Source organism: Schumannella sp. GW821-FHT10F01 (genome assembly GCF_058809295.1).
In genome coordinates this window covers 1-21824 of the sequence record NZ_JBXASM010000023.1, presented here as the reverse complement: position 1 = coordinate 21824, position 21824 = coordinate 1, and the positions used below count along the sequence as shown (strand labels likewise).

Genomic DNA, 21824 nt, shown 5'->3' with positions numbered 1-21824 from the left:
GCCGTGCTCCTTCGCGGCGAGCAGCACCGCCCGGGCCGCCCCGTCGTACGCGAGCCCGGCCGTCACCGTGCCGACGCCGGCGATCTCGCGTCGGAGCGGACTCGGCTCGAGCGCCGCGCGGCAGCGCCGGCACAGCGCCCGGTCGGCGCGCCCGCAGCCGGCGCAGTCGATCGGCAGCACGAGTGCGAGCGCGTCGAGGGCGGCCTCCCGCAGCGCGCGCAGGGCCGGGGAGAGCGGGGCCGCGGCGGGCGTCATCCCGCGATCGTCGTCCGGTCCGGCCGGTCCGTGCCGACTGCGGCCGGGTCGGTGGATGGCCGCTACTGCTGGGGCACCAGGAAGGAGACGTCGGGTCCGCTGCGCTGCCAGCCGCCGGCGTTCGTCTGCTGCAGCACGCCGCCGTCGCCGGCGAGCACGCGCAGCCCGTCCGCCCCGTCGTTGCCGCCGACCAGCTGCACGCCGCCGACCGGACGGCGGAGGTCGGTGGCGCGACCGCCGATCTGCTGCGAGCGCACCGCGACCGAGTCGCCGTCCTGCAGCAGCACGCCCACCGTGACCGCGTCGATCCAGGCGAGGTCGGTCACCTCGGTGCCGGAGGGCAGCGGCAGGGTGAGCCAGGGCCCGAGCCCGGTCGGCTGCAGCTGGGCGTCGCGGAGCACCGCGGCGACCCGGAGCACCGGCCCCTGCGCCGTCGTGACGCCGAGCACGAGCCGGCTGCCGTCGCGGGAGAGCAGCATCGAGCGGACGATCGAGCCCGGATCGGCCGGCGAGCTCGACACGACCGCGTGCGCGGCGTTCTTCACGTCGAAGACCTGGAGCGAGCCGGGATCGGTCTGCATCGACCAGATCATCCCCTGCGCGTCGACGGTGGGACGCAGCAGCCCGGTGCGCGGATCGAGCAGCACCGCAGCGCCGGACGACGGCACGCGCGAGACGCCCTTCGCCCCGAGCGCGGCGAGGGTGGTGCGGGCGTGGTCGAGCGTCGCCGAGTAGGGCGTCACGCCAGCCAGGGCCGAGAAGCCGCCGAGCGCCTGGAGCGACGACCCGCCGAGCTCGCCGATGGCCCCATCCCGCACCGCGAGCGTCGAGGCGCCGACGCGCGGGGCGGCGTCGGCGACGGCCGGGGCCGGCGCGGTCACCGGGAAGCCCTTCGCCGTCAGCTCCACGCGGCTGACCGTGCCGAGCGCCTGCAGGCTCGCGCTGAGCTGGGCGAGCATGCGCGACTTCGTGGTGTCGTTCTGAGAGAGCACGTCGTCGCTGAGGTCGACGCTCGCGGTGCCGGCGTCGACGGTGACGCCGTCGGTGCCGAGCTGCTCGCCCTTCGGGAACGCGGAGACGACGCCGCCGCCGAGCCACGACGATGGACCCGCGATGAGCCCGCGCACGATCCGCTCGGCCGCGCCGGTGCCGCTCGGGAACCAGCGGAGGTCCGGCACGAGGTAGTCGGAGCTCGGGTCGAAGAAGTACAGCGGGTATGCGCCGAAGATCGTCGAGAAGCTCGTCGGGCTCAGCACGATGCCGTCCGGCGCCTCCGAGATGCGCCACTGCCCGCCGACCTTCTCGAAGCGGTACTGCAGCGTGCTCGAGGTCGTCTCGCCGAGCGGCGTGTAGAGCCCGGAGGCGTCGACGCGCGCGGTCGCGTGCACGGTGAGCGAGAAGGACTGCGGGCCGGTGCGCACGGCGTCGTTGCGGCTCGCGTCGGTGACGAGCACGGAGCCGTTCGGGTTCCAGCTCGCGGCGAGCTTCGTGGTGAGGTACTCCCGCGCGACGCCGAAGCGGTTGGAGATGCCGGTGCCGGCGGCGATGAAGCCGTTGAGGATCTCCTCCTGGCTGGCGTCCTTCTCCGGACGCGCGGGCAGGAACAGCACGCCGGTGTCGCCGGAGTCGCCCTCGACCTGGCGGGCGTCGACCGGGCCGGACACCGGGATGGTGACGCAGCCCGCGAGCACGGCCGCGAGCGCGCCGGCGGCGATCGCGGCGGCGAGGCGGCGCACGGCGCCCGGCCCACGGATCATGCCGCACCCCCGTCGGCGCGGTCGAGGTCCTCCGGCGGCAGCGGGATGGGCGAGCGGGCGATCGAGCCGCCGCGCTCGCGCGGCAGCGTGACGCGGAAGCAGCTGCCCTCCCCCGGCCGGGACCAGACCTCCAGCGCGCCGTCGTGCAGGGCGGCGTCCTCGAGCGAGATCGCGAGGCCGAGGCCGGTGCCGCCGGTGCGGCGCTGGCGGGAGGGGTCGGCGCGCCAGAAGCGGTCGAAGACGCGCGCGGCGTCGGCCTCCGTCATCCCGATGCCGTGGTCGCGCACCGCGATCGCCACCGCCTCCCGGTCGCTGTCGACCCAGACGTCAATCGGGCGGCCCTCGCCGTGGTCGATCGCGTTGGCCAGCAGGTTCTGCACGACGCGGCGGATGCGGCGGGCGTCGACGTCCGCCTCGAAGTAGCCGCCCGGGGCGCTGAGCCGCAGCTCGGTGCCGCGCTCGGCGGCGAGCGGGCCCATGGACTCGAGCACGTCCTCGACGAGCGGCACGAGGTTCGTCGGCTCGGTCTCGAGGTCGACGGCGCCCGCGTCGAACCGGCTCATCTCGAGCAGGTCGCCGAGCAGCGTCTCGAAGCGCTCGGTCTGGGTGCGCAGCAGCTCCGCGGTGCGGGCCGTCGCGGGTGCGAAGCCCTCGCGCTGCTCGTAGAGCACGTCGGCCGCCAGGCGGATGGTGGTCAGCGGCGTGCGCAGCTCGTGCGAGACGTCCGAGACGAACCGCTGCTGCACGCGCGACAGGTCGGCGAGCTGCCGGATCTGGCTCTGCAGGCTGTCGGCCATGCTGTTGAAGGACCTCGCGAGGGTGGCGAGCACGTCCTCCCCGCGCTCCGGCAGCCGCTCCGCGAGCTCGCCGCGGGCCAGCTTGCGGCTCGCCTCCGCGGCGACGCGCACCGGGCCGACGACGAGCCGGACCACCACGAACGCGACCGCCGCGATGAGCACGACGAGCGCGACCCCGCCGAGGGCGATCGTCTGCTGCACGAAGTCGAGGGTCGTCTGCACGTCGCGGAGGGTGAACACGAGGTAGAGCGCGTAGCGGCCGGACGCCGGCACGTCGAGCACGGAGCCGGTGACGATCGCCGGATCCTGCCCGCCGTCCTCCCGCGCGATGGCGACCGGCTGCGAGTACACGGTGCTGCCGTCGTCGTCCGCGACCGACGCGGCGAGCGCGGTCGAGACCATCGACGACTGGTCGAAGCCCTTGCTGATGAAGGGCTGGATGCCGCCGGCGCCGGTCTGGTTGCCGACCGACAGGATCGCGACGAGCGTCGTGCCGGCCGGGCTCGAGATCGACCGGAGGATCGACTCGTAGGCGCGGCCCTGCGCGGCCTCGAAGTCCTCCGGCTCCGTGAGCTGCGCGCTCGCGAACTCGTTCTGCGCGTTCGCCGTCGCGCGCGAGGCCTCGGCGACCACCTGGTCGCGGCGGGCGTCGAAGAGGTTGCCGCGCACCGTGGTCGAGATGAAGCCGCCGATCGCGATCACCGCGACGGTGGAGAGCACCACGGTGGCGGCGACGGCGCGGAGCTGGAGCGAGCCGCGCCAGAGGTGCAGCAGCCGGGCCGGCCACTCCCGCCAGGCCACCCGCTCCACGTCAGTCGCCGGAGCCGGCTCGGTAGCCGACGCCGCGGACGGTGGTGACGATCCGCGGGTTGTCGGGGTCGTGCTCGATCTTCGAGCGCAGCCGCTGCACGTGCACGTTCACCAGCCGGGTGTCGGCCTTGTAGTGGTAGCCCCAGACCTGCTCGAGCAGCATCTCGCGGGTGAAGACCTGCTTCGGCTTCGCGGCGAGCGCGAGCAGCAGCTGGAACTCCAGCGGCGTGAGCGCGATCCGGGTGCCGTCGCGGCGCACCTCGTGCCCGGCGACGTCGATCGACAGGTCGCCGATCGCGAGCGTGTCGGAGGTCGCCGGCAGCGTCGGCCGGAGCCGGGTGCGCACGCGCGCCACGAGCTCCTTCGGGTTGAAGGGCTTGACGACGTAGTCGTCGGCACCGCTCTCGAGCCCGCGGACGACGTCGGCCGTGTCGCTCTTGGCCGTGAGCATGATGATCGGCACGCCGCTCTCGGCGCGGATCTGCGAGCAGACCTGGATGCCGTCCATGCCCGGCAGCATCACGTCGAGCAGCACGAGGTCGGGCTTGACCTCGCGGAAGCGGTCGAGCGCGCTCGTGCCGTCGGCGACGTGCTCGACCTCGTACTCCTCGGCTCGCAGGACGATGCCGATCATCTCGGCGAGCGCGGTGTCATCGTCGACGACCAGGATGCGTGGGTTCACGGGGCCTCGGGGCTCGGGTCCGCGCGGAGGCGCGGTGCGGATTGTCGCTCCCCAGATTAGCCGAGTGTGGAAACATGGCTGAGGATTGCGCGACAAGTGCGCGGCGACGGGGAGGCGGACATGTCGGACGACGCAGCCGTGCCCCCGGCGGACCCCGCCGACGGCCTCCCCGCGGCCCCGCCGGACGCACCGCCCGCGGCGCCGTCGGCCGCGCCGACCTGGGTCTCGCCGTCCGCCCCGGCGGCCCCGGCCGAGCAGCAGCCGTGGGGCTACGGCACGGGGCCGCAGCAGCCCGCACCCGGCCAGCAGCCCTGGGGGCAGCAGCAGCCCCCGCAGCAGCAGGCATGGGGCCCGCAGCAGGCATGGGGCCAGCAGCAGGCATGGGGCCAGCAGCCCGCCGCACCCGCGCAGCCCTGGGGGCAGCCCCCGGTGCAGCAGCCCTGGGTCGAGCCCGCTCCCCCGGTGCAGCCGTGGGGCGATCCGTCCGGCGGCTGGGCCGCGCCCCCCGGCGCCGCACCGGTGCCGATCGGCGCGATGCCGGGCCCGTCATCCGGCTGGACGCCGCCGCCGAAGCCCGGGCTCATCCCGCTGCGGCCCCTGACGCTCGGCACGATCCTCGGCGCGATGTTCACGGTGATGCGGCGCAACCCGCTGCCCACCTTCGGCCTCGCGCTGCTGCTGACCCTGGCCTCGAGCGCCGTCTCGGCCGCGCTGATCGGCCTCGTCATCTGGTTCACCGTCTCGCGCTCGTTCACCGCGACCGGCGACGACCAGAACGCGATCCTCAGCGGCGGCATCATCGCGAGCGTCCTCACCGGCCTGGTGACGATCGCGCTACAGGCAGTCGTCGCGTCGATCGTGCAGGGCACCGTGACGATCGAGGTGTCGCGCGCCACGGTCGGCGAGCGCCTCCGCCTCCGTGCGATCTGGGCGCGGCTCAGGCCGACCCTGCCGCGGCTCGTCGGCTGGGTGGGGCTCGTCATCGCCGCCTACGTCGTCGGCATCGTCGTGGTGGTCGGCATCCCGACCCTGATCGGGCTCGGAGGCACCGCAGGTGCGCTGATCGCGATCCCGGTCGCGCTCATCCTCTACGCCGGGTTCGCCGTCGGCGCCGTCTGGCTCGGCATGCTCACCGTCTACGTGCCCGCGGCGATCGTGGTGGAGCGGCTGCGCATCCGCGATGCGGTGCGGCGCTCGCGCCAGCTCATCAAGAACGCGTTCTGGAAGACCTTCGGCATCCTGCTGCTCGTCCAGACGATGTACGGCATCGCCGCGCAGGTGATCATCACGCCCATCTGGTTCGTCGGCGCGCTCTCGTTCTCGCTGTTCGGCGCCGACGGCTCCGACCTCGATGCGGTCTATGCCTGGATCCTCGTGATCTACGGCGCGATCCTCGTCGTCTCGTTCGTCGTCGCGGCGCTCGGCATCGTGATGATCACCTCGACGACGGCCCTGCTCTACACGGACCTGCGGATGCGCAAGGAGGGACTCGACCTCGAGCTCATCCGCTACGTCGACGCCCGCGCCGCCGGCGACGACAGCGTGCCGGACCCGTGGATCCCGGATCCGTCCCGCTCGGGCGCCGCACCGGAGCCGGCCGGCGGGCCCTGGCCGACGGCCGGTCCGTGGCGATGACGGCTGCCGGGGCGCTCGCCGCCCTGCTCCGAGCGGATGTGCCGGTCGACCCGGACGCGCCGACCGCGCGCGAGCTGCTGCGGCGGGAGCTCACGAAGGCCGAGTACCAGCAGGCGAAGCCGACGCTGCTCGACCGCATCTCGCAGGGCTTCTTCGACTGGCTCGACGACCTCCGGGTGCCCGCGACGCCGGGCGGGCCGCCGGTCGGCGTCGTCGGCCTCGTGGTGATCGTGCTGATCATCGCCGTCATCGCGTTCCTGGTCTGGGGTGCGCCGCGGCTGCGGCGTCGCAGCCGCGTGCTCGGCGGCGACACCCTGTTCGGCGAGGACGACGTGCGCAGCGCCGCCGAGCTCCGTGCCGCCGCCCAGCGCGCCGCCCGCGCCGGGGACTGGGCGCTCGCGATCGCCGAGCAGTACCGCGCGATCGCCCGCGGCCTCGGCGAGCGCACGATCGTGACCCTGCTGCCGGGCAGCACCTCCGGCGCCGTCGCCGCGCGGGCCGGCGACGCGTTCCCCGACCTCGCGCTGCGGCTCCGCGGCGGCGCGGCGGCGTTCGACGGCGTGCGCTACCTCGGCGCCCCGGGCGACGAGGCCGGCTGGCGGGAGCTGCGCGAGCTCGACCGCGCGCTGCAGTCCGCGAGCCCGGTGCTCGACGCGACCCCCGCCCCGGAGCTGCTGCCGCGATGAGCGCCCCGATCGGCTCCGCACCGCCCGAGGCGACGCCCGACGCGCCCTCCGAGGCCGCGTCCGAGGCCTCGGGCGCGCGGGTGCTCACTCCCACCGCCCGCACCGTCGGGCGGCGCTGGATCGGCGCGCTCGTCATCGGCGCCGTCGTGATCGTCGTCGCGGCCGTCATGACCGGCATCGCCGGCCTGCCCGCCGCGCCGACCGACCTCGGACCGGACGATCCCAGCCCGATCGGCGGGCGCGCCGTCGCCCAGGTGCTGCGCGAGCAGGGCGTCGACGTCACCGCGGCGGCGTCGCTCGACGAGGCCGGCCGCGCCGCCGCCGACCCCGCGGACACGACGATCGTGCTCGTCGACGACGGCGGCATCCTCGACGACGCGCAGCTGCAGCGCCTCCGCGGGATGGCCGACCATCTCGTGCTCGTGCAGCCGGACTTCCCGACCCTGCGCTCCCTGGTGCCGGGCGTCCGCGCCGCCGGCGTCGCCGACGGCACGGCGACCGGCTGCCGGGTCGGCGGACTGACGACGGCGGACCGGGTGCTCGCCGAGGGCACGCGCTACCTGGCGGATCCCGACCTCGACGCGGAGGGCTGCCTCGGCAACGGGACGGACGGCTACGGCCTGCTCCGCGTGCCCGGCGACGTGCGCATCGACGTGCTCGGCGCCCGCGACGCGCTCCACAACGACCAGGTCGGCTCGGCCGGCAACGCGGCGTTCGCCCTCGGGCTGCTCGGCGAGACGACCACGCTCGTCTGGTACCTGCCCGGCATCGACGACGTGCCGGCGACCGATTCCGCGCCGAGCCTCTACCCGGGCTGGTACACGCCGGTGGCCGTGCTCGCGCTCGTCGTGCTGATCGGCGCGCTGCTCTGGCGCGGCCGCCGGTTCGGGCCGCTCGCCGTCGAGAACCTGCCCGTCGTCGTGCCGGCCAGCGAGACGATGGAGGGGCGCGCACGGCTCTACGCGCGCTCGTCGTCGCGGCTCCGGGCGCTCGACGCCCTCCGCCTCGGCACCGTGCGGCGGCTCTCGCGCACCCTCGGCATCCCGCGCACCGCGAGCCTGGCGGAGGTCGTCGCCGCCACCGCCGCGACGACCGGCCGCCCCGGCGCCGACATCGGCGCGCTGCTCGTCGACGCCGTGCCCCAGACCGACGCCGATCTCACCCGGCTCTCCGACGAGCTGCTCCTGCTGGAGCGCGCCGTCACCGCCGCCGTCCGGCCGCCCGATGCGGCATCCCCACGAGGAGGATCATGACCGACATCCCCGCTCCCGCCCCCGCCCCGGCCGACCTGCGCGGCGCCTTCCAGCGCGTGCGCGAGGAGGTCGGCAAGGCGGTCGTCGGACAGGACGGCGCCGTCACCGGGCTGCTCATCGCGCTGCTCGCGGACGGCCACGTGCTGCTCGAGGGCGTGCCCGGCGTCGCGAAGACCCTGCTCGTGCGCACCCTGAGCCGCACCCTGCAGCTCGACACGAAGCGGGTGCAGTTCACGCCGGACCTCATGCCCGGCGACATCACGGGCTCGCTCGTCTACGACGCGAAGGAGGGCCGCTTCGAGTTCCGCGAGGGCCCCGTCTTCACGAACCTGCTGCTCGCCGACGAGATCAACCGGACGCCGCCGAAGACCCAGTCCGCGCTGCTCGAGGCCATGGAGGAGCGCCAGGTGACCGCCGACGGCGTCACCCGGAAGCTGCCGGTGCCGTTCCTCGTCGCCGCGACCCAGAACCCGGTCGAGTACGAGGGCACCTACACGCTGCCGGAGGCGCAGCTCGACCGCTTCCTGCTCAAGCTCGTGCTCGACCTGCCGGAGCGCGAGACGGAGGTCGAGGTGCTGGCCCGCCACGCGGCCGGCTTCGACCCGCGCAACCTGGCGACCGCGGGCGTGCAGCCGGTGCTCGACGCGGGCTCGCTCGCCGCGGCCCGCGCCGAGGTGCGGACCGTCGGCATCGGCCGCGACGTGCTCGGCTACGTCGTCGACCTCGCGCGCGCCACCCGCCAGAGCCCGTCCGTGCGGCTCGGCGTCAGCCCGCGCGGCACGACGGCCCTGCTCTCCGCGGCGCGCGCCTGGGCCTGGCTCACCGGCGCGCCGGGAGTGACGCCGGACCACATCCAGCAGATGGCGCTGCCCGTGCTGCGGCACCGCCTGCAGCTGCGGCCGGAGGCGGAGCTGGAGGGCGTCGGCGCGGACTCGATCCTGCGCTCGATCCTGCAGCAGGTGCGGGTGCCGATCTGACCCATGGCGATCTCCGGCTGGTTCGTGCTGCTGCTCGCGCTCGGCGCCGTCCCCACGGTGCTGACCGGGCAGCTCTGGGTGGTGGGCGCCTGGGCGGGCGGCGCCCTCGTGCTCGGGCTGCTCGACGCGCTCATCGCGGGCTCGCCGCGGCGGCTCGACCTCGAGCGCGAGCTGCCGGCGCGCCTCCGGCTCGGTGAGACCGCGGCGGCCGTGCTGACGGTGCGCAACCGCGGACGACGGCGCGTGCGCGGCGTGATCCGCGACGCCTGGCATCCGTCGGCGCGCATCGCCCCGAAGCGGCAGCGCCTCGACGTGCCGGCCGGCGAGCGCCGCGCGATCCGCCAGAGCCTCACGCCGTTCCGCCGCGGCGAGCGCCGCGCGCTGCACGTGACCGTGCGCTCGTACGGCCCGCTGCGCCTCATCGCCCGGCAGGCGACGCTCACGGCGCCGGGCGCCGTGCGGGTGCTGCCCCCGTTCAACTCCCGCAAGCACCTGCCGTCGCGCCTCGCCCGGCTGCGCGAGCTCGACGGCCGCACGAGTCTGCTCATCCGCGGCCAGGGCACCGAGTTCGACAGCCTGCGCGAGTACGTGCGCGGCGACGACGTGCGCTCGATCGACTGGCGGGCGACGGCACGACGGCGCGACCCGCTCGTGCCCTCCGCGATGAAGCTCGTCGTGCGCACCTGGCGGCCGGAGCGCGACCGCCGCGTCGTGATCCTCGTCGACTCCGGACGCAGCGCCGCCGCCCGCATCGCCGACGAGCCGCGGCTCGACACCGGCTTCGAGGCGTCGCTGCTGCTCGCGGCGCTCGCGAGCCGCGCGGGCGACCGCGTCGACCTGCTCATCGCCGACCGGCGGGTGCGCGCGCGGGTGCAGGGGGCGACGGGCGCCGACCTGCTCGCGAAGATGGTCGACGCGATGGCCCCGATCGAGCCGGAGCTGCTCGAGCCGGACTGGAGCGCCGTGCCGGGCCTCATCCGCTCGGTGACGAGCCAGCGCTCGCTCGTCGTGCTGCTCACCTCGATCGACGCCCCGGGCGCCGCCTCCGGCCTGCTGTCGATCCTGCCGCAGCTCACGCGGCGGCACGTCGTCGCCGTCGCGTCCGTCTCGGATCCGGATGTCGTGGCCGCGGCCGCCGAGCGCGGCGACCGCACGGAGGTCTACCGGGCGGCCGCGGCGGAGCGCGCCCTGCTCGACGCGGAGCGCGTCGCGGCCGCCGTGCGCCGGCTCGGCGGCGAGGTCGTGACCGGTGCGCCCGAGGAGCTGCCGCCCCGCGTCGCGGACCTCTACCTGGCGCTCAAGGCCGCCGGACGGCTCTAGTCCGCGGATGGCTGAGCCTGTCGAAGCCCTTCGACAGGCTCAGGGATCCGAGGTGCGGCTCAGCAACCTGAGCGGCGCCCGCAGGTGTCGGGCCGGTACGACGGGTGCGCGTACCGTCGCGGCATGATCATCCTCGTCATCGTCCTGCTCGTGCTGTGGCTGATCCTCGCCATCGTGGGCTTCGCCATCAAAGGACTCATCTGGCTGGGGATCATCGGAATCGTCCTGATCCTCGCCACCGCGGTGATCAGCCTGGTCCGGCGTTCGACGGTCCGCGGGCGGCGCGGTCCCGGTCGGGGCTAACCCTCGACGATCTGGGACGCGCCGGCGTCCACCTCGTCGAGGTCTCCCGTCTGCCCGGCCCGCCAGGCTCGGCCGCCGACGACCCACTGGTAGAAGAGCACCGAGCCGAGGGCGATGGTGCCGATGCCGATCTTCACCGGCCAGGGCCAGGGCTGCCGCGTCACGGCGCCCTCGATGATGCCCGACATGAGCAGCGTGATCGTGCAGGCGACGACGAGCGTGAAGAACGCGCGGCCGTCCTCGCGGATCGCCTGGGTGCGGGTGCGCGCGCCGGGCACGAGCAGCGACCAGAAGGTGAGCAGCCCGGCCGCCGCCGCCAGGAAGATCGAGTAGAGCTCGAGCTGGCCGTGCGGTGCGATGTAGAGCACGAAGTCGTCGCCGTGGCCGTACGCCGACATGATGCCGCCCGCGATGCCGATGCCCTGCGCGTTGTCGAAGATCATCTTCACGGGCCAGATGCCGGTCCAGCCGAGCGCGATGCACTGCGCCGCGAGCCAGGCGTTGTTCGACCAGACCTGCGCCGCGAACACCGACTCGGAGCTCTCCGAGTAGTACGCCACGAAGTCGTGCTCGGCGTACCGCCGGAGCGTCGCGTCGTCGCCGAGGGAGGCCAGCATCCGCGGGTCCTGGGCGATCCAGGTGCCGTACCCGATGCCGATGAGGATCGTGATCAGCGCGATCGCGAGCGTGAGCCAGCGCACGCGGTACATCGCCGCCGGCAGCTGCGCGCCGAAGAACGTCTGCAGCTGGCGCAGCGGGTCCGCCGGCACCCCGGTGAACCGCAGCCGCGCGCGGGACAGGGCGAGCGAGAGCCGCTCGCCGACGACGGTGTCGCCCGCGGTCGAGGTCACGGCGCTGAGCTGCGTCGCGCCCGCTTGATACAGGTCGATCAGCTCGTCGGCGTCGCGCCCGCTGAGCCGCGCCCGGCGGGCCAGCTCGTCGAGCCGGTCCCACTCCGGGCGATGCGCTGCGGAGAAGGCGTCGAGATCCATCTGGCGCCGAGTCTAGTGATGCTCATGGTCTGGTTGAATGCCCGCATGGCCTCCGCGGAGCTCGACACCGATCCCGGCATCGGCGACGACGAGCTGATCACCGGCGAGGCGGTCGCGCTCGCACTGCGCCCGGCGGGATTCGCCCTCCGCGCCGCCAGTGCCGCCATCGACGTCCTGCTGTCGTGGCTGCTGTTCCTCGGCATGCTCTTCGCGGCCGGCACCACGCGGCTGTTCGAGGTCATCCCCGGGCAGCTCGTGCCGGGCTTCATCACGGCGCTGCTCGTGATCGCGTTCATCGTCGCGCCGCTCGTGGTGGAGCTCGCGTCGCGCGGCCGGTCGCTCGGCCGGCTCGCGGTCGGCGCCCGCATCGTGCGCGACGACGGCGGCGCGATCACGTTCTGGCACGTCTTCATCCGCTCGGTCGCCGGCTTCGCGGAGTTCGTGGTGCTCGCCGGCGGACCGGCCGCGCTCGCGGGGTTCCTCACCCGGCGCACGAAGCGGGTCGGCGACCTGCTCGCCGGCACCTACGCCCAGTACGAGCGCGTGCCGAAGGAGCTGCCGCCCGTCTACGGCGTGCCCGCGCAGCTCCTCGAATGGTCGCGCACGGCCGATGTTGCGCGCCTGCCCGCACCGCTCGCCCGGCGCGTGCGCCAGTTCCTCGGCCAGGCCGCCAGGATGCTGCCGGAGCGCCGCGAGATGCTCGCCCGCAGCCTCGCGAACGAGACCGCGCGCTGGGTCTCCCCCGTGCCTCCCGCGCCCGCCGAGCTGTTCCTCGCCGCGGTCGTCGTGCTGCGCCGTGACCGCGAGACGGAGGCGCTGCGGCGCGAGCGCGAGGGGCTCGGCCGCCTCGCGCCCGCGCTCACCGAGCTGCCGCACGCCTTCCCCGACCGGGGCTGAGCCCCGACCGGGACTGAGCCCGACCGGGGCCGAGTCCCGACCGGGGCCGAGTCCCGACCGGGGCTGAGTCCCGACCAGGGCCGAGTCAGCTCCTCGCCAGCAGCGCGCTGAGTCCGCTCGCCTGCGTGCGCCAGTCGCGCACGTTCGGCGATCCGGCCGCATCGCGACCGGACCAGCGCTCGCCGATCCGGTTCAGCGCGTCGCGGTCCTTCGTCCACACCGAGTCCGCCTGCGTCGTGAGGTACCCGGACTCGCGACCGTCGGCCGCCGTCGAGAAGTCCTGCAGGTAGCGCGCGAAGATGCCCTTGAACTGCTTTTGGTTGTCGTCGCACGCGTTCGACGCGTCCGGCTTGTCGCACGACTCGGTGAGGATGCCGTCGACGGTCAGCAGCCCGTCGGCGGTCGCGGCGTCGGCGAGCTCGCCGGCGCGGTCGAGGTACGCCGAGTCGCCCGTCGCCCGGAACAGCTCGGCCCCCGCGCCGATCGGCAGGCCCTGGTTGTAGGTCCACACCGTCTGGCCGTTGTTCGCGCAGTCGTCGGTGAGCCCGTCGTTCACGAGGTCGTCGGGGCCCGCCATCCCGACGTCCTGGTACCAGTTCCAGCCGTCGACGGCGCGGTTCAGCCAGTCGTGGTCGCCGGGGATGCGGTTGTGCAGCTCGGCGGCGAGGCGGATGTACTGGCCGTTGACGACCGCGTTCTTGTAGGTGCGCTCCCCGTTCCACCAGACGCCGCCGCCGCAGGTCGAGGTGTCCCAGTAGCCGGACGTGTAGTCGCCGATCGTCTCGGCCATCTGCAGGTACTTCGCGTCGCCGGTGAGGTCGTAGGCGCGCGTCCAGGCGAGCCCCCACCACACGCCGTCGTCGATGGCGCGGCTGACGAAGTTGCCGGGCAGCTCGTCGCCGCTCTTCTCGCCGGCCGGGAAGGCCTGGCGGTTGACCTCGAACGTGCGGTCGATCATCCAGGCGTAGGTCGTGTCGCCGGTCTGGCGCTGGTAGTCGATGACCGTCGTGATGGCGACGGCGGAGTTCCACCAGCTCGATGGCCACCACGCCGTGTACGGGTCGTAGTCGTAGGCGAGCGCGTCGGCGGCCGCGGCGAGTCGGTCGCCCGCCGGCCGGGCCCAGGCCGTGCAGGCCGTCGTCTGCGCCTGCAGCACCTGGGCGCACGCGCGCACCGCGCCGCCGTAGAGCTTCAGCCGCGGCTCGGCCGCGACGAAGGCGGTCGTCGAGGCCGTGGACGAGCCGGCCGCCACGACCGCGGCGCCGAGCCGTCCGCCCGTGGCGCTGGTGCCGGCGTTCCAGGAGCGCTCGACCCAGACCGTGTCGCCGGCCGTGGCCGCCTCGACGGTCGCCCACGCGGCGCCGTTCCCGCCGATGTGCAGGCGGATGGCGCGGTTCGTGCTCGTGGCGGCCGCGACCGGCTGCTGCGCGCCCGCGGTCGCCGGAGCGGATCCGTCGCGGACGGCGCCCCGCACGCTCGCGCGGTACGCCCAGGCGGTGCAGGCCGTGGTGCCGTCGGCCGCGGCGCAGGCGCGCACGATGCCGCGGCGGTGGTTCGACGGATCGGCGAGGTTGACCGGCGGCGTCTGGAGCGCGGTCGCGGCCGAGGCGGACGACGGGGCGAGCGGCTGCTCTCGCGTCGCGCCGGCGTCGAACGAGCGCTCGACCCAGAGCCGGTCGCCGGCCGCGGCGCCGGACAGCGCACCCCAGCCGACGCCCTGCGTCAGCGACGCATGCAGGGTCAGCGACCGGCCCGCGACGTCGACGGCCTGCACCGGGAGCGCGTCCGCGATCGGCACGACGGCCTCGCCGTCGCAGGTGATCGTGCAGACGCGGCCCGCGGCGGTGAGCGGCACGACGGCGGCATCCGGGGCGACGGCCTGCCAGGCCGGCAGCGCGCCGGGCGGCTGCGGCGTCTCGGCGGCCTGCGCGACCGCGGGCGACAGCACGGCGGCCGCGAGCGCGGCGATGCCGATGATGGACGGAACGAGCTGCGTGAGCCGCACGGTGCTCCCCCTTGAGCATCCCGGCCGGACCCCGACGTCCGGCACGGGTCCCGACCGTAGCGCGTTCCATGGCCCCCGAACAGGGGTCACGGCCGATTTCGTCCAGTATTTTGAGAAACCGCGTCCGGACGCGGACGCGCGGAGGGCCGGCCGGGCATCCGCCCGGCCGGCCCTCGCGGCGTCGCTCAGTAGCGGTAGTGGTCCGGCTTGTACGGGCCGTCGACCGGCACGCCGATGTAGGAGGCCTGGTCGGCGGTGAGCTCGGTGAGCTGCACGCCGAGCGCGTCGAGGTGCAGGCGCGCGACCTTCTCGTCGAGGTGCTTCGGCAGCACGTAGACCTCGGTCTGGTAGCGGTCGCGGTAGGCGTACAGCTCGATCTGCGCGAGCACCTGGTTGGCGAACGAGTTCGACATCACGAACGACGGGTGGCCGGTCGCGTTGCCGAGGTTCATCAGGCGGCCCTCGCTGAGCACGAGGATGCTGCGGCCGGTCGGCAGGCGCCACTCGTGCACCTGCGGCTTGATCTCCACCTTCTCGGCCCCCGCGAGCGACTCGAGGCCGGCCATGTCGATCTCGTTGTCGAAGTGGCCGACGTTGCCGACGATCGCGAGGTGCTTCAGGCCGAGGAGGTGGTCGAGCGTGACCACGTCCTTGTTGCCGGTGCCGGTGATGAGGATGTCGATGTCGCCGATGACGTCCTCGAGGCGCGCCACCTGGAAGCCGTCCATCGCCGCCTGGAGGGCGTTGATCGGGTCGACCTCGCTGACGATGACGCGGCCGCCCTGGCCGCGCAGCGCCTCCGCGGCGCCCTTGCCGACGTCGCCGTAGCCCGCGACGAACGCGACCTTGCCGCCGATGAGCACGTCGGTGGCCCGGTTGATGCCGTCCGGCAGCGAGTGGCGGATGCCGTACTTGTTGTCGAACTTGCTCTTCGTGACGGAGTCGTTGACGTTGATCGCCGGGAAGAGGAGCTCGCCGGCGCGGGAGAGCTCGTACAGGCGGTGCACGCCCGTGGTGGTCTCCTCGGTGACGCCCTGGATGCCCTCCGCGATGCGGGTGAAGCGGTCGGTGCTCGAGGCGAGCGAGCGGCGCAGCACGGCCAGGATGACGCGCCATTCCTCGGCGTCGCCGGGCTGGTCGGCGGGCACGGCGCCCGCGAGCTCGAACTCGCGGCCCTTGTGCACGAGCATCGTGGCGTCGCCGCCGTCGTCGAGGATCATGTTCGGGCCCGACCAGTCGGCGCCGGCCTCGGCCGCCTCGGCCGACCAGTCGAAGATCGCCTCGGTGCACTCCCAGTACTCGGCGAGCGTCTCGCCCTTCCAGGCGAACACCGGCACGCCGCGCGGCGAGTCGACGGTGCCGTCGGGGCCGACGACGACGGCTGCGGCGGCCTCGTCCTGCGTGGAGAAGATGTTGCAGCTCGCCCAGCGCACCTGCGCGCCGAGGGCCACGAGCGTCTCGATGAGCACGGCGGTCTGCACGGTCATGTGCAGGCTGCCGGCGATGCGGGCCCCGGCGAGCGGCTTCGACGCGCCGAACTCCGCGCGGAGGGCCATCAGGCCGGGCATCTCGTTCTCGGCGAGGCGGAGCTGGTGGCGCCCCGACTCGGCGAGGGCGAGGTCGGCGACGCGCCAGGACGCGGGGGCGGACGTGGCGGTTGCGGTCTCGATCGACATGCGACCATTCTGCCCCAGGCCGGCCGCCTCCGCCCCAGGCCGGCCGGCGGCGTCAGTCCTGGCGGATGAGCTGGAGCGCGCGGTCGCGGAGCCGCTCCATCGCCGGGCGGGTCTCGGCCTCGAGGTTGAGCCGCAGGTAGGGCTCGGTGTTGGAGGGGCGCACCGTGAGCCACCACCAGCCCTCGTCGTCGGCGCCGCGGAGGGTCAGCCCGTCGAGCTCGTCGATCTCGGCGCCGGCGAAGCCCTCGAGCAGCCGCGTGTAGGCGGCGGGCACGTCCGCCACCACGGAGTTGATCTCGCCGCTCGCCGAGTACGGGGTGAACTCGGCGCCGAGCTCCGACAGCGGGCGGTCCTGGCCGCCGAGCTCGGCGAGCACGTGCATCGCCGCGAGCATGCCGTTGTCCGCGCCCCAGAAGTCGCGGAAGTAGTAGTGCGCGCTGTGCTCGCCGCCGAAGACGGCGCCGGTCTCGCGCATCCGGTCCTTGATGAGGGAGTGGCCGACCTTCGTGCGCACGGGCGTCGCGCCGGCGCCCTCGACCGTCTCCGGCACGACCCGGGAGACGAGGAGGTTGTGGATGATCGCGATCTCGGCGTCCGGCTCGGCGGCGCGCACGCGTCCGATCTCGCGGAGGGCGACGATCGCGGTGACCGCGCTCGGGGTGACGGGCTCGCCGCGCTCGTCGACGACGAAGCAGCGGTCCGCGTCGCCGTCGAAGGCGAGGCCGAGGTCGGCGTCGTGCTCGCGCACCGCCGCCTGCAGGTCGACGAGGTTCGCCGGGTCGAGCGGGTTCGCCTCGTGGTTCGGGAACGTCCCGTCGAGCTCGAAGTACATCGGCACGAGCTCGAGGGGCAGCGCCGGCAGCCCAGCCGCCTCGCCGAGCACGGCCGGCACGGTGAGTCCGCCCATGCCGTTGCCGGCGTCGACGACGACCTTGAGGGGGCGGATGCCCGCGAGATCGACGAGGGAGCGCAGGTACGCCGCGTACTCGGGCAGCACGTCGCGCGACGACTCGCCGCCCTCCGCGCCGGACGGCTCGGGTCCGTCGGCGAGCCCGGCGTCGAGGTAGGCCTGCGCGCGATCGCGCACGGCGCCGAGCCCGGTGTCGATGGAGATCGCCTGGGCTCCCGCGCGGCAGAGCTTGATGCCGTTGTAGGTGGCGGGGTTGTGGCTGGCCGTGAACATGGCGGTCGGCAGGTCGAGCGCGCCCGACGCGAAGTAGCTCTCGTCGGTCGAGCACAGCCCGAGCTGCACGACGTCGGCGCCGCGCCGCCGCGCCCCGCGGGAGAAGGCCGCCGCGAAGCCCGGCGACGAGTCGCGCATGTCGTGGCCGACCGCGATGATGCGGCCGGCCGAGCCGAGCTCATCGGCGAACGCGGCGCCCACGGCCTGCACGACCTCCTCGGTGAGCTCGGAGCCGACGAGCCCGCGCACGTCGTACGCCTTCACGAAGTCGGCGAGGCGGATGGCATGGGGCATGGGCTGCTCCTTCGTCAGAGGTCCTCGGCGACCACGTGCCGGATGACGCTCCAGCCCTGCGGCACCGAGAGGCGCTCGGCGTGCACGGTGCACAGGTCGTAGCTGTGCGGCTCGTGCCGGATGCTGAGCGGGCCGAGCACCGCCATCGAGTCCGCGTAGACGTAGGTGAGGGTGGCGACGGCCTCGCGCTCGCACGCGGCCCTGCTGCACGCTCTGCCCGTCATCTCGCGGGCCAGCCTAGCGCGGCGCCCGTCCTAGACTGACGGCATGCCCGCGAGCGACGCCTCCCCGCGCCGCGGCTACCGCGAGCGCCACGGGCGCGGCCTGCGGTCATCCGCGACGGGTCCGGCCCTGCCGATGCTGCGCACGCGCCTCGACTTCTTCGACTCGTGCGTGGCGGACGCCGCCGAGCACTGCCGCGAGATCTGGCCGGAGGAGCTCGCCGGGGTCGCGTTCGAGGTCGCAGGCCTGCCCGCGGACGACGCCGGACCGGAGGGCCTGGACCGCTGGCGCGTCAGCCGCCGGCAGCGCCGCATCGTGCTCTACCGCGTGCCGATCGAGCGGCTGGCGCACCTGCACCGCGACGACGAGTGGCACCGGCGCTCGTACATCGAGAGCTGCGTCTTCCGCGCCGTCGCCGAGCTGCTCGGCAAGGACCCCTGGGACATCTCGCCCGAGCGCTTCCGCCATTTCTGAGCGGATCGATCGATCGCGCGGATCCGTGGATGCGCGGATCAGCGCCGGATCGTGATCGGCCCGGAGACGGCCCGCGGCGAGACGACGGGATACGCCGCCAGCTGCCCGTCGCCGCCGAGCGACACCGAGGCGACGAGCCCGGACCCGCCGCTGAGGCGGTAGCCGGCATCCTCCCCGACAGCGACCCACACGGCCGACCGTGCCGGCACGGCGATCTGCTGGGGGGCGCCGCCGTCGAGCGGGCGGAGGGTCGCGGTGCGCGCGGTGCCGCCCGGGTTCGCGATCGCGAGCTGCGGTGAGGGCCCGTCCGGCACCGCGAGCACCGCGGACCCGTCGAGCGGATCGGGCGCGGCGAACCAGGCCAGGTCGCTGACCGGCGCCTCGTAGGCCGAGCCGGTGAGCGGCGAGGCCGTCGACGCCCGCGCGGACGCGACGACCGGGGCGTCCGCGTCGATCTCGACCGACCAGGTGCCCTCGGGCAGGTCGTCGAGCGGCAGGTCGAGCACCGTGCCGGCCTCGAGCGGCACGCTCGAGGTGCGGGCGTCGCCGCCGCCGGCCGGGCGGAGCACGACCCGCGCCTCCGTCTTGGCGTCGGGCGCGAGCAGGCGGAGCACGGTGCGGGTGTCGCCGTAGTCGGCGAGGCCGAGCAGCGAGCCGACCGCCTCCGGGGCGATGATCCGCACGCCGGGGATGGTCTGGCTCCGCGCCGGGGCCGCCGCGTCGCCGGTCAGTTCGACGCCCCCCGGATCGAGCGTGCGGATGATCGACTCCTGCAGCGTCGGCACGATCCGCCCGCCCCGGCTCACCACCTCGACGACGGGCGAGGCGAGGTCCTGTGCGAAGCCGGCGAGCGAGAGCACCCGCTGGCTCCGCGGCGCGACGAGGATGCCGCTCATGCCCGGCGCGTCGACGGCGCCGTTCTCGCCCCAGATGCGCAGCTCGACGGTGGCCGCGACCTCGGTGGGGTTGCTCAGGGTGACGAGCGTGGTGCGCCCGGTCGTGGTCGAGCCCCCGACGAGCCAGCTCGTGCCGGCGGCCTCGCGGCACGACGTCGCCGCCAGGCCGAGCAGCTGCTCGGTGGCGATGCCCTGGCTCTGCGCGCCGCCGAGCGCGGCGCGGGCGCCCGGGTCGGCGGTGAGCACCTGCGCGTCGGTGGCGGACGGCGTGAGCGTGGCGCGGTCGGCCGTCGTGCCGGTGGCCGCGGTGGTCACGGTCGCGCGCCCGACCGACGCGGCGGTCGCGGCATCCGCGCCGGCCGCGCCGCCGAGGCGGAGCAGGGCGCCGGGGCAGACGCTCGAGAGCTCGGCCGGCACGGGCGTGACGCGCTGCGCCGGGGCGGCGCCGCCGATCCCGGGCAGCGGCACGAGGCCGACCGCCGCGATGACGGCGATCGAGGCGACGAGTCCGACGACGCCCGTGAGGAGGCGGAGTCCGGTGACCGCGGCGCGGCGCGCGCTCAGGGTGCCGGGACGGGGATGCACCGGCGGCGCGCCGGCGGGCGGCACGGCGGGCACGACGCGGGGCTCGTCCGCCGGCTCCGAGCCGGTCCCGGCGGCCTCGGTGCCGACAGCCTCGGTCTCGGCGGCGCGGGGGGCGCTCGTGTCGGGGGCGTCCGTGTCGGAGGCGTCCGTCACAGCATCCGCCGGCTCGGCCTCCGGCGCGGACGGCACGACGGGCACGCCGTCCGGCGGGGTGCGGTCGTCGGTCATTCGTCCTCCTCCCCGAACGAGTTGCCCGGATCCTCGAGCGGGTCCTCCTCGGCGACCACCCGGCGGCGGCGCGAGGTCGGGATCGCCAGGAGCAGGGCGGCCGCGAGCACCACGGCCTCGATCGTGAGCAGCGTGGAGTGCAGCGGCGTCGACGAGACGGCGGCGGGGCGGGCGGACTTCAGCCCGGGATACTGCCAGAGCGTGCCGTACGCCGTGGTCGAGACCGGGCTCAGCGTGGCGTCGGAGTCGAGGCCCTCGAGCGCGCGGGCGCGCACCGCGGTCTGGTCGGCGGACGCCTGCTCGGGCGACGGCGCGAGCAGCACGTAGCTGATGCCGAACGCGTCGAGCTCCGGCGCCGGATCCAGCCCGCTCCGCGACGAGATGTTGCCGGCGAGCCGGTCGAGCCGGCGCTCGCGCGCGCTGACCGGCGAGGTCGAGACGGCGGTCGACTGCTGGTCGAGGGTCTCTCCGGCGCCCTGGACGAGGCGCGCGCCGAGCGATCCGTCGTCGAGCGGCGTCAGCACGAGCGTGGCCGTGCGCGGATGGTCGACGGCACGGGCGGTCACGATGGCGGGCAGCGTGCTGCCGTCGCCGGCCGTCGCGGGCGTGCGGCCGGCGGCGGCGCCGGCGATGGAGGGCACGGCGACCGCGACGACCGCGAGGGCGACGACGAGCCCGGCCACGCCGCCCGTGCTGCCGAGCGCGCGGAGGCCGAGCACGGCCGCGCAGACGAGGCCGAGCAGATACAGGCTCAGGGCCGGCGCCGGCCAGACGGCGACCGACTCCGTGCCCGAGGCGGTGAGCCGCAGCTGCACCGACGCCGCCGCCGTCGCGAGACCGAGCAGCGAGAGCAGGAGCGGCGGGATGGCACGGCGCGAGCCCGGCAGGAACAGCGCGAGCAGCGCCAGCGCGGCGAGCGGCGCGAGCAGCACCGCGACCGCGACGCCGCCGAGCTGCCCGCCGATGCCGAGCGCCGCGGACAGCTGCGCCCAGCCGAGCGCGTCGGCCTGCGGCTCGGCGAGCGCGAGCGCCCAGCCGCCGGGGGTCGCGAACGGGGTCACGGTGCCCGGATCGGCGAGCAGCGCGAGCGGCCGGCCGGCCGCGAGCTGGTGCAGCACGAGCGGGAGGAGCACCGCGACCGCGGGGATCGGGATGCCGATCAGACGGTGCAGGGCCTTCGGGCGGATCGCGGCCCAGCCGAGCCAGGCGACGAGCAGCGCCGGCACCAGCGACGGCGCCGCGGCGGCCTCGACGGCGAACAGCAGCGAGGCGGTCGCGGCCGCGCTCCACGATCGGCGGCCTTCGTAGGCCGCGAGCACGAGCCACGGCAGCACGAGATGCGCCACGACGGCGGCGACGCGGCCCTCCGCGAGCGAGGTCAGCAGCGGTGGCGCGAGCGCCCAGATGAGCCCCGCGACGGCCGGCGGCGCCGCCCGGGTGCTGAACCGCGTCGCGACCCACCAGCCGCCGAGCGCGGCGAGCGGGAGTGCGAGCAGCCAGAGCACGACGAGCGCGGCCGACGGCGCCGGGAACGAGATCGAGCCGAGCACGGCGAGCACGGAGGCGAACGGGTCGGCCGGGGCGGAGGCGCCGGTCGCGAGGTCGCGCGCGAGTCCGAGCGCGGAGGTCCAGAGCGCCGCGGGCGTGCCGGCGAGCGGCTGCGCGGCCCCGCCCTCGAGCGCCGCGGCACCGATGAGCCGCCACCACGACGCGAGGCCGACGAGCCCCGCGGCGACGACCACCCAGACGCCGCCGCCCGAGAGGAACTCGGCGCGCACCAGCGGGGCGGCGTCCGCGCGGCCCTCCGCCTCGCGCTCGCGCGCCGAGGCCCGCCGGCGGCGCAGGTCCGCCGGCGTGACCCGCAGCGGGGCGATCGCGCCCCAGCCGAGCGTGCGGG

At 75.1% G+C, this 21824-nt stretch carries 18 protein-coding genes and 1 pseudogene; 8 read left to right on the top strand and 11 right to left on the bottom strand.

Going from position 1 to position 21824, the window contains the following annotated elements; all coding sequences use genetic code 11:
- The 4 genes and pseudogenes from AC1RSJ_RS16420 to mtrA all read right to left on the bottom strand — a co-directional run.
- A pseudogene (locus tag AC1RSJ_RS16420) lies at positions 1 to 255 on the bottom strand (ComF family protein); the annotation flags it as partial.
- A 62-nt stretch (positions 256 to 317) separates the two neighbouring features.
- Entirely contained in the window at positions 318 to 2012 is a 1695-nt protein-coding gene (locus AC1RSJ_RS16415) for an LpqB family beta-propeller domain-containing protein (protein WP_493119540.1), read from the bottom strand.
- Entirely contained in the window at positions 2009 to 3619 is a 1611-nt protein-coding gene (gene mtrB, locus AC1RSJ_RS16410; RefSeq protein ID WP_493119539.1) for an MtrAB system histidine kinase MtrB, read from the bottom strand. Before mtrB ends, AC1RSJ_RS16415 begins: the two co-directional genes overlap by 4 nt.
- A 1-nt stretch (position 3620) precedes the next feature.
- Positions 3621 to 4301: an MtrAB system response regulator MtrA gene (mtrA, locus tag AC1RSJ_RS16405; RefSeq protein WP_493119538.1), complete on the bottom strand. Its 681-nt coding sequence runs from the start codon at positions 4299 to 4301 to the stop codon at positions 3621 to 3623.
- A 120-nt stretch (positions 4302 to 4421) separates the two neighbouring features.
- Here mtrA and AC1RSJ_RS16400 point away from each other — a divergent pair, with 120 nt between their 5' ends.
- The 6 genes from AC1RSJ_RS16400 to AC1RSJ_RS16375 all read left to right on the top strand — a co-directional run bounded on the left by AC1RSJ_RS16400 (position 4422) and on the right by AC1RSJ_RS16375 (position 10475).
- Positions 4422 to 5936: a hypothetical protein gene (locus tag AC1RSJ_RS16400; RefSeq protein ID WP_493119537.1), complete on the top strand. Its 1515-nt coding sequence runs from the start codon at positions 4422 to 4424 to the stop codon at positions 5934 to 5936.
- The gene (locus AC1RSJ_RS16395; RefSeq protein ID WP_493119541.1) at positions 5933 to 6622 is read left to right on the top strand and encodes a DUF4129 domain-containing protein; all 690 of its coding nucleotides are present in this window, start codon (positions 5933 to 5935) and stop codon (positions 6620 to 6622) included. The genes AC1RSJ_RS16400 and AC1RSJ_RS16395 overlap by 4 nt, the downstream gene beginning before the upstream one ends.
- A complete protein-coding gene (locus AC1RSJ_RS16390; protein ID WP_493119536.1) occupies positions 6619 to 7875 on the top strand; it encodes a DUF4350 domain-containing protein in 1257 nt (418 codons plus the stop codon). The genes AC1RSJ_RS16395 and AC1RSJ_RS16390 overlap by 4 nt, the downstream gene beginning before the upstream one ends.
- A complete protein-coding gene (locus tag AC1RSJ_RS16385) occupies positions 7872 to 8852 on the top strand; it encodes an AAA family ATPase (protein WP_493119535.1) in 981 nt (326 codons plus the stop codon). Before AC1RSJ_RS16390 ends, AC1RSJ_RS16385 begins: the two co-directional genes overlap by 4 nt.
- Positions 8853 to 8855: 3 nt before the next feature.
- On the top strand, positions 8856 to 10172 hold the full coding sequence (locus AC1RSJ_RS16380; protein ID WP_493119534.1) for a DUF58 domain-containing protein: 1317 nt from the start codon (positions 8856 to 8858) through the stop codon (positions 10170 to 10172).
- Between the two features lie 123 nt (positions 10173 to 10295).
- Entirely contained in the window at positions 10296 to 10475 is a 180-nt protein-coding gene (locus AC1RSJ_RS16375; protein ID WP_493119533.1) for a hypothetical protein, read from the top strand.
- On the opposite strand, the gene AC1RSJ_RS16370 is transcribed toward AC1RSJ_RS16375, so the two are convergent.
- The gene (locus AC1RSJ_RS16370; RefSeq protein ID WP_493119532.1) at positions 10472 to 11467 is read right to left on the bottom strand and encodes a stage II sporulation protein M; all 996 of its coding nucleotides are present in this window, start codon (positions 11465 to 11467) and stop codon (positions 10472 to 10474) included. The two genes, AC1RSJ_RS16375 and AC1RSJ_RS16370, sit on opposite strands and share 4 nt — an antisense overlap.
- Positions 11468 to 11512: 45 nt before the next feature.
- Here AC1RSJ_RS16370 and AC1RSJ_RS16365 point away from each other — a divergent pair, with 45 nt between their 5' ends.
- Positions 11513 to 12364 (top strand): RDD family protein, encoded by an 852-nt coding sequence (locus AC1RSJ_RS16365; protein ID WP_493119531.1) that lies wholly within the window; start codon positions 11513 to 11515, stop codon positions 12362 to 12364.
- Positions 12365 to 12449: 85 nt separating this feature from the next.
- Here the strand turns inward: AC1RSJ_RS16365 and AC1RSJ_RS16360 are convergent, their stop codons facing one another.
- The 4 genes from AC1RSJ_RS16360 to AC1RSJ_RS16345 form a co-directional block, all read right to left on the bottom strand.
- A complete protein-coding gene (locus AC1RSJ_RS16360; RefSeq protein ID WP_493119529.1) occupies positions 12450 to 14369 on the bottom strand; it encodes a glycoside hydrolase family 76 protein in 1920 nt (639 codons plus the stop codon).
- A 185-nt stretch (positions 14370 to 14554) separates the two neighbouring features.
- Positions 14555 to 16045, bottom strand: coding sequence for an adenosylhomocysteinase (ahcY, locus tag AC1RSJ_RS16355; protein ID WP_493119528.1), 1491 nt, complete (start codon positions 16043 to 16045; stop codon positions 14555 to 14557).
- 52 nt (positions 16046 to 16097) lie between these two features.
- Entirely contained in the window at positions 16098 to 17522 is a 1425-nt protein-coding gene (locus AC1RSJ_RS16350) for a phosphomannomutase/phosphoglucomutase (protein ID WP_493119527.1), read from the bottom strand.
- 14 nt (positions 17523 to 17536) lie between these two features.
- On the bottom strand, positions 17537 to 17746 hold the full coding sequence (locus tag AC1RSJ_RS16345; protein WP_493119526.1) for a DUF3499 family protein: 210 nt from the start codon (positions 17744 to 17746) through the stop codon (positions 17537 to 17539).
- Positions 17747 to 17789: 43 nt separating this feature from the next.
- Between AC1RSJ_RS16345 and AC1RSJ_RS16340 the strand changes: the two genes are divergently transcribed.
- The gene (locus tag AC1RSJ_RS16340; RefSeq protein ID WP_493119524.1) at positions 17790 to 18218 is read left to right on the top strand and encodes a metallopeptidase family protein; all 429 of its coding nucleotides are present in this window, start codon (positions 17790 to 17792) and stop codon (positions 18216 to 18218) included.
- A 38-nt stretch (positions 18219 to 18256) separates the two neighbouring features.
- Here AC1RSJ_RS16340 and AC1RSJ_RS16335 read toward each other — a convergent pair whose 3' ends face one another.
- Together AC1RSJ_RS16335 and AC1RSJ_RS16330 are read right to left on the bottom strand one after the other, a co-directional pair.
- Positions 18257 to 19927, bottom strand: coding sequence for a DUF5719 family protein (locus tag AC1RSJ_RS16335; protein WP_493119523.1), 1671 nt, complete (start codon positions 19925 to 19927; stop codon positions 18257 to 18259).
- A partial coding sequence (locus tag AC1RSJ_RS16330; protein WP_493119522.1) for a serine/threonine-protein kinase occupies positions 19924 to 21824 on the bottom strand: 1901 nt, incomplete at its 5' end. The genes AC1RSJ_RS16335 and AC1RSJ_RS16330, both read right to left, overlap by 4 nt.